A 15,997-nucleotide genomic window follows, 5' to 3' on the forward strand; every position below is an offset into this window, starting at 1 on the left:
GATAACTTCATTGTGACTGCCACTATCAAGCATTTGTATACCCGGCTGGATAACTGTCTTATTGCCGACCGTTTTCCTATTCGAAAGAAAATCCAACTGCTGCAGCGCCGTCTGAAAGAGCATAAGCCTTCTGACCGCTTGCTGAGCGAGGTTGAGACGCTGCTATCACGCTCTGAAGAGAGGGTAGCAAAACGGGCCTATAGTCTGCCGGTGAACTATCCGGACCTGCCTGTCAGTGCCCGCAGGGAAGAGATCGCCAAAGCGATTTCAGAGCACCAGGTGGTGGTGATTGCTGGTGAAACCGGATCGGGTAAGACGACTCAGTTGCCCAAGATCTGTCTTGAGCTGGGGTTGGGCCGGGTGGGGCTGATTGGTCATACCCAGCCTCGCCGACTGGCGGCAAGAACGGTTGCCAACCGGATCGCCGAGGAGCTGCAAACCTCTCTGGGTAGTACTGTCGGTTATCAGGTGCGTTTTACGGAGCAGGTTGCCGACAATACCCTGATCAAGTTGATGACCGATGGTATCCTGCTGGCAGAAACCCAGAATGATCGCTATCTCGAACGCTACGAAGTCCTGATTATTGACGAAGCCCACGAGCGCAGCCTGAACATTGACTTTCTGCTCGGGTATCTGCACCGGATTCTGCCGAAACGTCCAGATCTGAAAGTGATTATCACCTCGGCAACTATTGATCTGGAGCGTTTCTCGAGACATTTCAATAACGCACCGGTGATCGAAGTATCGGGTCGTACCTACCCGGTTGAGTTGCACTACCGTCCCCTTGAAGAGTTGGATGACAGTAGTGAAAAAAGCATTCCGGAAGGTATCGTTTGTGCTACAGAAGAACTGATACAGCTGGAGCGCAAAAAGGGGATCACGGGTGCCGGTGATATTCTGGTGTTTCTCAGCGGTGAACGGGAGATCCGCGAAGCGGCGGAATATCTGAGGAAGGCCGTTCAGCAGGGGCGTATCAAGCATATTGAGGTGATGCCCCTGTATGCCCGCCTCAGCGTCGCAGAACAGAACCTGATTTTCACATCGGTGAGAGGGGCGGGGCGGCGAATAGTACTTGCTACCAATGTTGCGGAAACCTCGCTGACCGTCCCTGGAATCCGCTATGTTATCGATCCGGGACAGGCGCGTATCAGTCGTTACAGCTACCGCTCTAAGGTGCAGCGGTTGCCGGTTGAGGCGGTATCTCAGGCCAGTGCAAATCAGCGCAAAGGCCGCTGTGGTCGGGTAGCAGAGGGGATCTGTATCCGCCTCTACTCAGAGGAGGACTTCAATGCCCGGCCTGAGTTTACCGATGCCGAGATTCGTCGTACCAATCTTGCCGCGGTTATTCTGCAGATGCTCAACTTGCGATTGGGGGCGATCGATCAGTTTCCCTTTATCGACCCACCGGACTCCCGCTATATCAACGATGGTTTTAATCTGCTCCAGGAGCTGAGTGCCGTCGATGATAAGCGTCATCTGACAAAACTGGGGCGGCAACTGAGTCGCCTGCCTGTTGATCCAAAGATTGGCCGGATGCTGCTGGCAGCGGTAGAAAATAACTGTCTTAAAGAGATGATTATTATTGCCAGCGCCCTGAGTGTGCAGGATCCCCGCGAACGTCCTATGGACAAGCAGCAGGCTGCGGATCAGAAGCACCGTGAATATGCTGATGAAGAGTCTGACTTTGTCACTCTGATTAACCTCTGGAATCTCTATGAGGAGCAGCGGCAGGATCTGAGCCAGAATCAGCTGCGTAAATTCTGTCAGAAACAGTTTCTCTCCTATATGCGCATGCGTGAGTGGCGCGATGTGCATCGTCAGCTGCATCTGATCTGTCGTAATCTGGATTATAATGAGAACCCTCAGCCTGCCGGCTATGACGCTTTGCACCGATCACTATTGGCCGGCTTGTTGGGCAATATGGGCTTTAAACAGGAAAATAAAGAGTACCTTGGCGCTCGTAATCGTCGCTTCAGTATCTTTCCCGGGTCGATGTTGTATAAGAAAGCGCCTAAGTGGATTATGGCGGCAGAGCTGGTAGAAACCAGTCGTTTGTATGCCCGTATGGTGGCTCGGATCGATCCGCTCTGGGCAGAGCCTCTGGCAGCACATCTGCTGAAGCGTAGCTATCTGGAACCACACTGGGAGAAGAAAAAGGCTCAGGTTGTGGCGCAGGAGCAGGTGACCTTATACGGGCTTATTATTGTCCCCGGGCGGACTGTGCACTATGGCAGTGTCGATCCCAGGGTCAGTCAGCAGATCTTTATTCGTAGCGCACTGGTAGAGGGGCAATTCAATACCCGGGGGCAGTTCTTCAGTCATAACCGGAATCTGCTTAACTCGATTGAAGATCTGGAAGCCAAAAGCAGGCGGCGTGATCTGCTGGTGGATGAAGAGACTCTGGCTGAGTTTTATGCTTCACGGCTGGAGCAACATAACGGAAGTAGCGTGGTCAATGGCGCAGGCTTTGAGCAGTGGCGCAAACAGGTAGAGCAGGACAATCCTAAAATCCTGTTTATGCAGGAGGAGGACCTGTTACAACGTTCGGCGGATCATGTTACCCGGGCCAGTTATCCCGAGCAGTTACAGCTGAATGGTGCAAAACTGCAGCTTAGTTATCATTTTGAGCCCGGGGCCAAAGATGATGGGGTATCCCTTCAGACGCCGCTGGTACTGCTGAATCAGATTCCGCCAGAGCGACTCGAATGGCTGGTGCCGGGGATGCTTAAAGAGAAGTGCGTGGCGCTGTTAAAGGGGCTGCCTAAATCGCTACGCAAAAACTTTGTGCCGATTCCTGATTATGTGGATGCCTTTGTTGAAGCAGCAGTCTTTGCTCAGGGATCTTTGAATGAAGCACTGGCGCTGCATCTTAAAAGAATGACCGGTGTCAGAATCAGTCGGGATGATCTGGACGCTGTCGATCTGGATGATCATTATCGGGTAAATCTTCGTCTGATCGGAGAGAACAACAAACTCGTTGCCGAAGGACGTGATCTGCAGCGGTTGCAGAAGCAGTTCGGTTCACAGGCCCGCCAGGCACTGACGCAAGCGCCGTCTGAGAGTTGGGGACGAAAAGGGATAACCGGGTGGGACTTTGGTGATCTGCCCCGGTCGATCAGGTTGAAGCAGGCCGGAGGGCTGGAGCTGGAGGTGTATCCTGGGTTGCAGGACTGCGGTGACAGCGTTGAACTGAAAGTGTTTGAAGACCAGGCGATGGCGGTAAAACAGAACCGTCTGGGGCTGACCCGATTACTGATGTTACAACTGACAGAGCAGATAAAATTTGTCAAAAACCGATTGCCCGGTTTTCAGCAAACAGCGATTTTACTGGCTAAAGTAGAAAACCGTAATCAGCTACATGAGCACTGTTTGTTCAGTGCAGTGACCGCTACATTTCTCGCAGAAGGCGATGAGATACAGTCTGAAAAGCAGTTTACCGACCGGTTAAACCGGTATCGAAGTGAATTTTGTCAGCAGGCAGAACAACAGGCGCTGTTACTGGAAGAGATTGCCAAACAGTATCACCGTCTACAGAAACAACTTTCAGGTTCGGTTAATCTTCAGGCCGTTACCATCCTTAACGATATTCGGCAGCAACTGGATGGACTGATATTTAAAGGTTTTTTAGCCGAAGTGCCGGTGCAGCAATTACAGCAATATCCAAGATATCTGCAAGGTGTTGTGCTCAGACTGGAAAAATACCAACGCGAACTGCCACGACAGCGTATGCTGAGCGAACAGTTGCAGCAACTGACCCGACAGTATCAGGGACAGCTACAGCTGGACCGTCAGCATAACCGGTATAATGCTGCTCTGGATGAATACCGCTGGATGCTGGAAGAGTATCGTATCTCACTGTTTGCCCAGCAGTTGGGTACCCGGATAACAGTCTCAGAGAAGCGGCTTAAACAGCAGTGGCAACAGATCGAGCGATAAACGAAGGTGAGCTTTTTATCTGCCTGTAGCCCATGATTCAGGGTTCGAATTTGATCTGTATCAGTTTTTGCTAATGGATTACTGCAAAAAAGGCCTTAACTGTTTAAAAAACCAGAACAAATGGTTGCGAACACTGGGGAGCTATGCTGTAATGCGTCAAATTTATTTAAATGCTGTTCTGAAACCTCGGTTTTAAACGGTTTATAGCCTATAATGGGTTGGTTGAATCGGTTGAAGTGCAGGATGTTAACCGGATTACAACTAAAAGATACTAAGGGCTGTTACGCTAGTCAGCCCGCCAGAAATATTGAGTGTAAGAATTTATTTCATGCACAGCATTGAAATATTTCTGAATTATAGTATTTTCTTGTTAGCTGAGCGTAGTTGATGACGTGAAGCGAAGTAAGAAATAATAAAGTTTAACTACTAGTACGTTAAATATTGAAGGGGAAATGTTAATGAAAAAGTCAATTATCGCTCTGGCTGTTGCTGGTGCTCTGACTGCTCCAATGGTTGCTCAAGCAGATGCTACTCTGTACGGCTCACTGCGTGTTCAAATTGCTGACGCTGATGGTAGTGATCTGGATATCCAGGACAACACTTCACGTATCGGTATCAAGGCTACTTCTGAACTGTTCTCTGGTGCGACTGCAATCGCTCACTTCGAGACTTACGCAAATACTGAATCCGGTTCTTTCGGTACTCCAAATAAAGGCCGTCTGGCTTACGTTGGTGCTACTGGTGACTTCGGTACCGTACTTGTTGGTCGTCAGTGGCTGCCAGCTTACCTGTGGACTGTTGGTAAAACTGACATCATGGCTGCTGCTAACACTGAAACAACTCACAGCTACGGTACTGGCGGTCGTCAGGGTAATGCTGCTGCCTACATCTCTCCAGATCTGAGTGGTCTGCAACTGGCAGTTGCTGCTGTTGCACGTAAGGCTCCTGGCGTTGATGCTGGTGGTGATACTGGTGCTGACGTTGATGCGACTCACCTGGCTGCTACTTACTCTGTAGCTGGTTTCGGTGTGGCTCTGTCTACTTTGCAGTACAAAGGAACTGTTGATGAGAACATCAACTCTCTTGGTCTGAGCTACTCTGCTGGTGATGCGTACGTAGCGCTGTCTGTTGAAGACGACGAAGTCAACCGTAACGGTGCTGACAATGTAATCATTCTGGCTGGCTCTTACGCTCTGGGTAACACCAAGCTGCTGGCTTCTATCACTGATTTCGGTGATGATGCTTCTAATGTTGATGGTGGTAAGCGTTACATTGCTGAAGTTCAGCAGAAGCTGGGCAAGCAAGCGTTTGTATTTGCTAACTACATTGAAGCAAATGGCAAAGCTGAAGATGCAACTAACGCAGTTGATACTTTCGCTGTAGGTTACAACGTAAGCTTCTAATCTTAATTTAAGATTAAGCTGATAAAAAGGACCCTGAAGGGTCCTTTTTTTATGTCTGAAAATAATAACAGCCATCTGTGATAAGGCTTTTTGCGGTCGCAAAAAAATATGATCTGAGGCACAATTGCGTTTTAGATATGGTTTTGGAAGTTTTGCATGATGCTCATTAAAAATAGTCTGCTCTCCATTTTGTTTATGTTTTCTGTTAGTGCTGTAGCGGATGATCGATTGGATGTTGATCCATGGGAGGGATTTAACCGTGCCATGTTCAGCTTTAATGATACGGTTGACCGTTATGCACTCAAACCTGCGGCGCAGGGTTATAAGGCGGTTACGCCGGATATTATTGAAACCGGTGTAAGTAATTTTTTTGGTAATTTGTCGGATGTAGGCAGTACTTTGAATAGTGCTTTGCAGTTGAAGGGGGAGGATGCCGGTCAGAGCCTGGCCAGGGTAGTGTTTAATACGACTATCGGTTTAGGCGGTATTATTGATGTCGCTACGCCTATGGGGCTGCCGGAGCATAATGAAGACTTTGGTCAGACGCTGGGCTATTGGGGAGTGGAAACGGGCCCCTATCTGGTGCTGCCGCTGTTAGGCCCCTCCAATATTCGTGATGGTCTTGGTCTGATACCGGATTCAATGGTTGATCCGGTAGGTGAGGTCGACCCCATCCGCACCCGTAATCAGCTTTATGGGCTGCGTATTATTGATACCCGGGCAAACTTGCTGGCCGCGGAAGAGTTGCTTACCGGAGATCGTTACACCGCGATGCGTGATGCCTATCTGCAGCGACGGGAGTTTCTGGTAAACGATGGCAAGGTGGCCTCGTTTGATCAGGATCAGTTCTGATAATACTGAGGGGTAGCACTTTAAATTAGTCGCTTAAAATTAGCCGCTTTAAATTAGTCGTTTTATCAGTTGCTTTTAAAAGTATAGTCTCTGATTGATCGTTATAAATAACTTTAAAAGCCGTTGCTCGTAGCTCGACGTCACAAAAAGCGTGACTTGTTTGTTGCTCGATAAAAGCCTTCTTTTTTAGTGCTGATCTGTATTTGAGTGATGAGCTCTGTAAGAAAGTTGTTGCACAGCTTGGGTGCAGGGCGATAATTCTGAGCAACCACAACGAGCGGCGGCTTTTTCTAGCAAGTGAAAGCGAAGCTTTCCGTCTAACCACTAGCAGGCGCGAAGCGCCGTTCTAACTGGTCGTTGGATCCAGCTCTTTCAGGTGGGCGAGGAATAGCGTAAAGATATCTGACTGGGTTGAGGTGTTGAGCCGGGTATGAATATTCTTACGGTGTACTTTTACCGTTCCCAGGCTGATGTCCAGCATATTGGCGATCGCCTTTGATGAGTGTCCCTGCAGGATCAGACCAGCAATCTGCTGCTCACGGGGGGTGAGAACGCCGCTGCCAAAGGTGCTGATCGCCTGATTCATTGCGCCCTCGGATTTTTCATATTTTACGAATTCCTGTGATTGTGACCACCAGAACTGACGAATCAGTGATTTGATCACCGGATAAATAGTATTCAAACGGTTTAATTCGGGCCGGGTGATGGTGCCCCGGCTGGTTCTGCGCCCGAGTGAGATAGCACAGCTGACCTTAGGGTCGAGCTCAATGACCAGATTGATCTCATCAATCAGATCAAACTCTTTGTAGCAGCTCTGGTAGTACTTGGTGGTTTCAAAGCTGTCGGGTGCGATGTCGATCAGTCGGCTGACGCCTTCTCCAAGGGTACCACTGCGGATCGCATTAAACAGTGGGTCGAGAATGTAGGCCCGGTTGATATAGTTATGCAGTGTCAGGCTTTGCTCTGCAGGGTTGGTGGGGTGAAGAATTAAGGGTTTAAGTGACTTTCTGAAAGTCACTACCAGCATCGTGTCGAAATGGCACTGTGTGGCGAGAAATTTTTCCAGCATACCGCCAAAACTAGGCAGGCGTATGGTGTCGATAACAGCAGCAAGTTCCTTTTGCCAGTTTTCAGATGCGTTGTGCTGTGCACTTATACTTTGCATAGCCAGGCTCCTGCGCTGGTCGTTAAAACGGATTAAAAAGATCCGGCTGCATCTGTCAGTTAAGCTGAACTTATGACAGATGACGGGACCAATACCGGTAATACCGATCCACTGCAGCCGGATAAGGGGGTCAGGGTGTTCTGCCACTGACCTTTGCCTGTATAACGATAGTGAAAGTATTACACAGGTAAAATGGGTGTTGATTAGCTGACTGACTTAAGTGTCAGGTCAAAGCACAGACGGACTTTTTCACACAGCTCATCCACTTCTGCATGGCTGATAACCAGTGGTGGAGACAGTACCATACGGCTGCCTACTGCACGCATAATCAGGCCGTTGTTAAAGCAGTGGTCACGGCAGATCAGCCCGATATTGATATCGTCTCCAAAAAACTCTTTAGTCTCTCTGTCTTTTACCAGAGCGATGCCTGCAACCAGTCCAGTGCCTTCGATATGGCCAGCCAATGGCTGGTCTGCCAGTGTTTCACGCAGTTTGCGCTGGAAGTAAGGTCCGATATCATTGGCTACATACTCAACGATATTTTCTTTTTTCATCAGCTGGATGTTAGCGATCGCAACCGCAGCCGCAACGGGATGACCTGAGTAGGTGAAACCGTGGTTGAAGTCATCGTCGTGTTCAATAAAAGCGTTGGCGATGCGATCACCCACGGCAACTGCCGCAATCGGCAGATAACCGGAAGACAGTCCTTTAGCCATCGACATAATGTCAGGTTTAAAGCCCAGGGTTTCACAGCCAAACCAGCTGCCCGTGCGGCCAAAGCCGCAGATGACTTCATCGGCTGCCAGCAGAATATCGTATTTATCACAGACCTTCTGAATTTCTGTCCAGTAGTTCGCTGGAGGAACAATGACGCCCCCGGCGCCCTGAATCGGTTCGCCGACGAAAGCAGCAACATTATCAGGACCGACTTCAAGAATTTTATCTTCCAGGGCTTTGGCGCAGGCGATGCCGAACTCCTCTTCGGTCATATCCCCGGCTTCGCCATACCAGTAGGGCTGGCGTATCCGCTCAATATTAGGTACCAGAGGGCCGCCTTGTTTATGCATACCGCTCATGCCACCAAGGCTGGTACCGCCGATGGTGCTGCCGTGGTAAGCATTTTCACGGGCAATAATGATGTTGCGGTAAGGCTTACCTTTGATAGACCAGTACTGGCGTACCATCCGGATAATAGTATCGATCGCTTCTGAGCCTGAGTTGGCAAAGAAGATATGATTCAGGTCGCCCGGGGTCACGCTGGCGATCTCTTTGGCAAGTTCAGCAACAGGTGCATGGGTGGTCTGGAAGAAGGTGTTGTAATACGCCAGTTGCTTCATCTGACTGTTGGCTGCTTCAATTAGTTCGGAGCGGCCATAGCCCATATTGACACACCACAGGCCAGCCATACCGTCGAGAATCTTATTGCCTTCACTGTCCCACAGGTATACCCCTTCAGCGTGGGTAATCACCCGTGCTCCCTTCTTGTTCAGTGCACCGGTGTTGGTAAAGGGATGCATATGGTGTGCGGCATCGATGGTCTGTAGGTCCGCTGTGTTTACTGAAGTGCTGTTATTTTCGAGCATTGACTCTCTCCCAACCTGTCACCGGATGTGAACAGTCTGCCGGTGAATAAATAAAACGATCAAAAGATTTGAAGCTAGCAGGATCAAATCTAATTTTGTGATCACTATTTTGTGATCACAAAAAGATAAAGTCAACAAAAAAGCCGCAAAAGTTTTTAGCTCTCTTCAGCGGCTTTTAAGGGGCGAATCTGTTTATGAGTAAAGAAACAGGTGGCTTTAAAACTCAGTGGCCTGAGTTTTCAATAAAGGTATGCAGCATCTCCGGGGTTCCGGCAAACGCAATCCCTTCGCGGATATCGGCAGCGATAGCCATCTGCAGGGCATAGGCATCTCTTCGTTCGATAGCGGACATCGCTTCATTGTGCCGGTCTACCAGATAGTGTTCCTCCAGCTCGCTGGTGGCCATTCGCATGAAGGGGCCCAGCTGCAGCCACAGGCTTTCAATCAGTGGCAGGGTTACCTGATGCGGATTGGCGGTATAGAGGGAGCGGTGAAAGTTCTGGTTGAGAATGCTGATCTGACTGAGGTTGTCTTCCTCCTGTGCCTGATCGATCAGGCTGTCCAGTGAACGAAGCTGTTCCAGTCGGTCATTATCGATATAGGGTAGTGCCCGGGCGGCCGCATGAGACTCAATGGCGATCCGGGCTTCACAGAGTTCATTGAACTTCATTGCTGTCATTTTTGGCACCATTACTCTGCGGTTGCCCTGAATTTCCAGTGCATTTTCGGCCGCCAGTTGTCGCAGGGCTTCCCGGACAGGCATAGGGCTGACATCAAGAATGCCGGCCAGTTCACGAATGGTAAGTACCCTTCCGGGGAGGATCTCACCGTACATCACTGCGTTGCGCAGAGTCTGGTATACCCATTGGGTGATAGTTACAGACTCATCACGTTCAGTTAATGTTATTTTTATCGGAGATTTCTTGTCCATAATCAACGTTGGTTCTGGCCTTGTTCTCTTGGGAACCTCTTAGCAGGTTCTCTTATTAGTAATGCGATCATTAAATAGGTTACATGACATTTTTAACAGATGTCGATATTGACCGCCACAAAAAAATGTGATCACATTACTTTATTCTTTGTGATCACAAAAGCATGTAGGTTAAGCTAAACTGATTGCAACAGTATGTTGTGACCCGCCAGCGTGTGGGGATGAAAGATTTCGAGTGAGAATCTTATGATGTTTAAGAAAGAGAAAGATAAAGAGTTTGATCTGTTTATAGCTGACCTGAATGGTAATTTGCGGGGTAAGCGGCTGCCGGCGAGTGCAGCGGTTAAGGTTTTTGAAGAGGGCGTTAAATTGCCGCGCTCAGTGCTTGGTTTCGATTTCTGGGGAGACGATGTGCTGGACAATGGCCTGGTGTTTGAAACGGGCGATATGGATGGTATCTGTATGCCTGTAGGGGACCGGCCGATCCCCGTTCCCTGGGCTGAGGAACCAAGAGATCAGATTCTGGCAATGATGTCCAACCCTGATGGGACGCCGTTTGGTTGTGACCCCCGCCAGGTACTGGCCGGTGTTGTGAAACGTTTTAAAGCGATCGGTCTGACCCCGGTGATGGCGACCGAGCTGGAGTTCTATCTTATGGATGGCGAGTCTGAAGAGACTCAGCGTCCAAAGCCTCCTATCTTATCCGAAGGACATGGGCGCCGTCTGAGTGAAACCGACTGTTACTCAATCGATGAGATGGATGGTCTTTCGGCGTTCTTTGCTGAGGTGCGTGAGGTTTGTGAGATTCAGGGCGTTCCGGCGGATACTATTATTTCTGAATTAGGGCCCGGCCAGTTTGAGATCAACCTGTTGCATGTGAATGACCCGCTGATGGCGGGAGATCAGGCGATTATGTTTAAACGTCTGATCAAAGGGATCTCCCGTAAACATGGCTACTCTGCCACCTTTATGGCCAAGCCTTATTCGGATAAGAGTGGCAATGGCTTCCATGTTCATTTCAGTCTGCTGGATGAGGCGGGCAATAATGTTTTTGATGATGGTGGCGAAGACGGTACTGATGTGCTGAAGAATGCGGTTGCAGGTCTGATGCATACCATGTCTGACAGCATGCTGGTCTTTGCACCACATATGAATTCCTATCGCCGTTTCATGGCGGGCGCCCATGCACCGACGATTGCCACCTGGGGCTATGAGAACCGCACCGTGGCGATCAGAATTCCGGAAAGCCCCTGTGAGGCACGTCGGATCGAACACCGGGTGTCCGGCGCTGATGCAAACCCCTATCTGGTGTTAGCCGCCATTCTGGCTGGAGCGTTATACGGTATTGAGAATAAGCTGATGCCACCGGCTCCCATTGAAGGTGATGCTTATGCTGACGGAGATCAGGAGATGATTCTGCCAAATAAGTGGGATATCGCTACCGATCTTTTTGCCGAAAGTGATGTGCTGAAGGAGTATCTTGGTGAGGAGTTTGTCAGGGTATTTGCTGCAGCGAAGCGTCAGGAGCAACGGAAACTTAACGAGCAGATCTCTGATATTGAGTATGAATCTTACTTGGGATTGCTTTAACTTATTGATATTTATTTATTATTTTCTAATACCTACTGGAGGGTATATAGCTGACAGGGAGGTTGCAGTACATTTTTACTAGTTGCAGAAAATACTGCGACAGTTTGAGAAGCTTGAGCGCCGCCTTACTGATCAGAGGGGCGGCCATGACAATAACAACAAAAAGATGTGGCTCTGATGAACGCCGCTTTGCGGCATCTAAAGAGTTAATGCTAATAGATGGGTCAGCACATGCTGCGACATCTGAAGCACCAGAGATGGAGTAATACAATGAATCCGAAGAAGCTTGGTCTTGCAGTAGTAATGGCTGCGTCCGTTTCCACTACTGTAATGGCTGAAGAGCAGGTTGTGAATTTTTACAACTGGTCCGATTACATCAGCCCTGAGATCCTTGAGAACTTCACCAGAGATACCGGGATCAAGGTTAACTATGACGTTTATGACTCGAATGAGGTGCTTGAAGCGAAGCTGATGTCTGGCGGCGCCGGCTATGACGTCGTTGTGCCAACCGGTTCTTTCCTTGAACGTCAGGTACAGGCCGGAATCTACACTGAGCTTGATCGCAGTAAGCTGACCAATTACGGTAACCTTGATGCGGCAATACTCGAGAAAATTGCCCGTCATGATCCTGGTAATAAGCACAATGTTCCTTATGCCTGGGGAACGATCGGTATCGGCTATAACGTTGATATGATCAAAGAGCGGCTGGGCGATATGCCTGTTGATACACTGGATCTGGTGTTTAAACCTGAGATAGCGGCCAAACTGAATGATTGTGGTATCTCCCTGCTTGATTCTCCTGCTGAGATCGTAGCAATCGCGCTCAACTATCTGGGGCTTGATCCAAACTCTGAGGATAAAGCAGATCTGAAAAAAGCAGGAGATCTGCTGAAGTCTGCTCGTGACAATTATCGTAAATTCTCCTCTTCTGCGTATATTTCTGACCTGGCCAATGGTGATATCTGTGTGTCCCTGGGTTACAACGGTGATGTGTTGCAGGCTCAGGGTCGTGCTGAAGAAGCGGGACAGGGGGTGAACATCGGCTATGTCATTCCGAAAGAGGGTACGTTGGCATGGTTTGATCTGATGGCGATTCCAGTTGATGCGCCTCATAAAGATGCGGCTTATAAGCTGGTAGATTATATCCTCAGAGGAGACAGCGGCGCAGCGGTCTCTAACTATGCCTACTATGCGGTAGCCAATAAGGCGGCAGAGCCAATGGTTCTGGAAGAGGTATTAAATAATCCCGGTATCTATCCCACAGACGAGGTGAAGGCTAATCTGTTTCCTCAGAATGCACATAGCGCCAAGTTTGACCGGTTGCTGACCCGCACCTGGACTCAGATTAAAACTGGTCGGTAAGTCTGCCCCTGGCAGAGGCGAGCCTCTGCCAGAGAGATATCGCTTTCAGGTAGTGGGATTAACGGCTAACGAGATAGCTGCCACACTGAAGGCTTCATAAATAACTCTCTGAGCTCCCGACAGAGTTCAGTATATGAATATGGTATAGGGTGTAGTATGACTTCAACAGTAACAATTGAGCCGCAGTCTGATAGTGTACCTGCGGCATCTCCTCAGACTTCCAAAATGCCTCTTTGGAAGCAGGAGGGGGCAAAACCTTTTTTGCGGATAGAAAATGTCACCAAAAAATTCGGTGAATTTACCGCTGTCGATAATATCTCACTGGATATATATAAAAACGAGCTGTTCTGTCTTCTGGGTGGTTCCGGTTCGGGTAAGAGCACCCTGTTGCGAATGCTGGCTGGCTTTGAGTCGCCAACAAGTGGTCGGATTATCATTGATGGAGTTGATATGGCGGGTATTCAGCCATGGAAACGTCCGGTGAATATGATGTTTCAGTCCTATGCCCTGTTTCCACACCTGTCGGTTGAAGAAAATGTTGCCTTCGGTCTGAAGCGTGAAGGGCTGGATCGCTCAGAGGTTAAGCAGCGTGTTGCAGAGATGCTGGAGATGGTGCAGCTGGGGCATCTGGGTAAGCGTAAGCCAGATCAGCTTTCAGGTGGACAGCGGCAGCGTGTGGCGCTGGCCCGCTCTCTGGTTAAACGGCCTAAGCTGTTGCTGCTGGATGAGCCGTTGGGGGCGCTGGACAAGAAGTTACGCGAGGAAACGCAGTTTGAGCTGATCAATATTCAGGAAGAGCTGGGGGTAACTTTTGTCGTGGTAACCCATGATCAGGAAGAGGCGATGACACTGGCGAGCCGGATCGGTGTTATGAATCATGGTGTGATTGTGCAGACAGCGGAGCCCCATGATGTTTACGAATACCCCAATAGTCGCTTTGTTGCTGAATTTATCGGTTCGGTCAATCTGTTTGAAGGGCGGGTAATTGAGGATCTGCCTGACTCTGTCCGTATCGATTCTAAAGATGCGGGTGCGGTATTGTTTGTTAACCATGGTATCAGCTGTGCGCCGAACCAGAAGGTGCATGTCGCGTTGCGTCCGGAAAAAACTCAGATCAGCAAAGAGAAACCGGAAGGTCAGCAGAACTGCATCAAGGGCATCATCGAAGAGACCGCGTATATGGGCAGCCTGTCGGTTTATCGGGTGCGCCTGGCCAGTGGTATGGAGGTGCGTGTCACCCAGCCGAACACCACCCGGGATCTGGGTGCGAGGCTGACCTGGAACGATGAAGTTTATCTTTACTGGGATGAAGACAGCAGCGTGGTATTGACATCATGAGTACTCAGACCGGTTCTGCCTGGGTGGAGGGCTCCGGTTCACGCCTGGCAAAGTACAATATTTTTAAGCGGTTAAACTGGGGGCGCTTTTCTGTTATCGCAGTACCTATGCTCTGGCTGGCCGTATTTTTCTTTATCCCCTTTTTGGTGGTGTTTAAAATCTCACTGTCGGAAACAGCCATTGCGGTGCCGCCCTATACGGCATTGTTAGACTGGAATCTGGATGAAGCATTTATCAATTTGAAGTTGAATCTGGGGAACTATCTGTTCCTGTTTGAAGATTCGTTTTATATCGATGCTTACCTTAGCTCGATAAAAATTGCAGCGATCTCGACTGTTCTGACGTTGCTGATAGCGTTTCCCATTGCCTATATGATCGCCCGCAGTAAACCAACAACCCGGGCGTTGCTACTGTCGTTGGTGATTCTGCCCTTCTGGACCTCTTTCCTGTTGCGGGTGTATGCCTGGATGGGGTTTCTTAAAAAGAATGGTCTGATCAATGAGTTTTTGCTCAGTACCGGTATTATTGATCAGCCTCTGATCATGTTGCAGACCGATTTTGCCGTCTATATCGGCATTGTTTATACATACCTGCCTTTTATGGTGCTGCCTCTCTACAGCGCGCTGGAAAAGATGGATATCACGCTACTGGAGGCGGCTGAAGATCTGGGTTCAAAACCGGCCACCAGCTTCTTTCTGATCACCGTACCGATGGCGATGCCTGGCATTATCGCTGGTTGTATGCTGGTGTTTATTCCCGCGGTTGGTGAGTTTGTTATCCCGGCGTTGCTCGGTGGTTCGGATACGCTGATGATCGGACGGGTATTGTGGGATGAGTTTTTCCTCAATCGGGACTGGCCGATGGCGTCAGCGGTTGCGGTTGTGATGCTGATTGTACTGGTGTTGCCGATCATGATGATCCGCAACAGTCAGGGTAAAGAGGAGGCGGTCTGATGAAGCGTAGATCACTGTTTTTAAATACGACCGCAACCATGGGGTTTATCTTTCTGTATGCGCCGATGATCGCGCTGGTGGTATACAGTTTTAATAAATCCAAGCTGGTAACGGTGTGGGGTGGCTGGTCGCTGAAGTGGTATGGCGAGCTGTTCCGTAACGATCAGATTATCGATGCGGCCCTGCTGAGTTTTAAGATCGCCTTTATCAGCGCCAGTGTGGCGGTGGTGCTGGGAACTATGGCGGGATTTGTGCTGAGTCGTTTCAGACGTTTTCGTGGCAAGATGCTATTAGCGGGCTGGGTCAGTGCGCCACTGGTGATGCCTGAGGTAATAACTGGTCTGTCACTGCTGTTGCTGTTTGTGGCGATGGAAGGCGCGTTTGGCTGGCCTGCAGGACGTGGTACCAGCACTATCATCATCGCCCATGTCACCTTCTGTATGGCCTATGTAGCGGTAATTGTACAATCGCGTCTGTCCCAGTTGGATGAAACTCTGGAAGAGGCAGCCATGGATCTGGGTGCAAAACCTTCATCGCTGTTCTTTCTGGTGACGTTGCCGCTGATTATGCCTGCGGTGATCTCCGGCTGGTTGTTGTCTTTTACCATGTCGCTGGACGATCTGGTTATCGCCAGTTTCGTCTCTGGTCCGGGTAACAGTACGCTGCCGATGGTGATCTTCTCCAAAGTGCGTCTGGGTGTATCCCCCGAAGTTAACGCACTGGCTACACTGATGATTGCCGTGGTGGCGATCGGAGTGACAGCTGCGATGTATCAGATGCGACGGCAGGCGAAACTGCTGGAGAAGCAGGGGTAGGGTAGTTCCGGGCTTTATGTCAGCGCCCACTCTGAGTGGGCGCTTTGGTTTTTAGGGTGAGTAAGCGAT

Annotated in this window: 11 protein-coding genes; 8 read left to right on the forward strand and 3 right to left on the reverse strand. The window is 49.6% G+C overall.

Annotated elements, in window-relative coordinates:
- Positions 1-12 precede the first annotated feature (12 nt).
- From hrpA to OCU43_RS07540, 3 genes are all read left to right on the forward strand, one after another.
- Positions 13-3,936 carry an ATP-dependent RNA helicase HrpA gene (gene hrpA / locus OCU43_RS07530; protein WP_091352971.1) on the forward strand — a complete coding sequence of 1,308 codons (3,924 nt, stop codon included), beginning with the start codon at positions 13-15 and terminating at the stop codon, positions 3,934-3,936.
- Positions 3,937-4,394: 458 nt separating this feature from the next.
- Positions 4,395-5,339 (forward strand): porin, encoded by a 945-nt coding sequence (locus OCU43_RS07535; RefSeq protein ID WP_091352981.1) that lies wholly within the window; start codon positions 4,395-4,397, stop codon positions 5,337-5,339.
- A 156-nt stretch (positions 5,340-5,495) separates the two neighbouring features.
- A complete protein-coding gene (locus OCU43_RS07540; RefSeq protein WP_091352984.1) occupies positions 5,496-6,191 on the forward strand; it encodes an MlaA family lipoprotein in 696 nt (231 codons plus the stop codon).
- 346 nt (positions 6,192-6,537) lie between these two features.
- On the opposite strand, the gene OCU43_RS07545 is transcribed toward OCU43_RS07540, so the two are convergent.
- The 3 genes from OCU43_RS07545 to OCU43_RS07555 form a co-directional block, all read right to left on the reverse strand.
- Positions 6,538-7,356: a response regulator transcription factor gene (locus tag OCU43_RS07545; protein ID WP_091353896.1), complete on the reverse strand. Its 819-nt coding sequence runs from the start codon at positions 7,354-7,356 to the stop codon at positions 6,538-6,540.
- A gap of 203 nt (positions 7,357-7,559) precedes the next feature.
- Complete coding sequence (locus tag OCU43_RS07550) at positions 7,560-8,939, reverse strand: aspartate aminotransferase family protein (RefSeq protein WP_091352987.1); 1,380 nt, start codon at positions 8,937-8,939, stop codon at positions 7,560-7,562.
- A 223-nt stretch (positions 8,940-9,162) separates the two neighbouring features.
- The gene (locus OCU43_RS07555; RefSeq protein WP_091352989.1) at positions 9,163-9,870 is read right to left on the reverse strand and encodes a GntR family transcriptional regulator; all 708 of its coding nucleotides are present in this window, start codon (positions 9,868-9,870) and stop codon (positions 9,163-9,165) included.
- A 246-nt stretch (positions 9,871-10,116) separates the two neighbouring features.
- On the opposite strand from OCU43_RS07555, the gene OCU43_RS07560 reads away from it, so the two are divergent.
- The 5 genes from OCU43_RS07560 to OCU43_RS07580 all read left to right on the forward strand — a co-directional run bounded on the left by OCU43_RS07560 (position 10,117) and on the right by OCU43_RS07580 (position 15,928).
- Entirely contained in the window at positions 10,117-11,460 is a 1,344-nt protein-coding gene (locus OCU43_RS07560; RefSeq protein WP_376787863.1) for a glutamine synthetase family protein, read from the forward strand.
- Positions 11,461-11,730: 270 nt separating this feature from the next.
- Entirely contained in the window at positions 11,731-12,822 is a 1,092-nt protein-coding gene (locus OCU43_RS07565) for a polyamine ABC transporter substrate-binding protein (RefSeq protein WP_091352995.1), read from the forward strand.
- Positions 12,823-12,978: 156 nt separating this feature from the next.
- Positions 12,979-14,160: an ABC transporter ATP-binding protein gene (locus OCU43_RS07570; RefSeq protein ID WP_091352997.1), complete on the forward strand. Its 1,182-nt coding sequence runs from the start codon at positions 12,979-12,981 to the stop codon at positions 14,158-14,160.
- A complete protein-coding gene (locus OCU43_RS07575) occupies positions 14,157-15,113 on the forward strand; it encodes an ABC transporter permease subunit (protein WP_091353000.1) in 957 nt (318 codons plus the stop codon). Before OCU43_RS07570 ends, OCU43_RS07575 begins: the two co-directional genes overlap by 4 nt.
- The gene (locus OCU43_RS07580; protein ID WP_091353003.1) at positions 15,113-15,928 is read left to right on the forward strand and encodes an ABC transporter permease subunit; all 816 of its coding nucleotides are present in this window, start codon (positions 15,113-15,115) and stop codon (positions 15,926-15,928) included. Before OCU43_RS07575 ends, OCU43_RS07580 begins: the two co-directional genes overlap by 1 nt.
- The last annotated feature ends 69 nt before the right edge of the window (positions 15,929-15,997 follow it).

The sequence above is a fragment of the Amphritea atlantica genome (assembly GCF_024347255.1).
Taxonomy (GTDB): Bacteria; Pseudomonadota; Gammaproteobacteria; order Pseudomonadales; family Balneatricaceae; genus Amphritea; species Amphritea atlantica.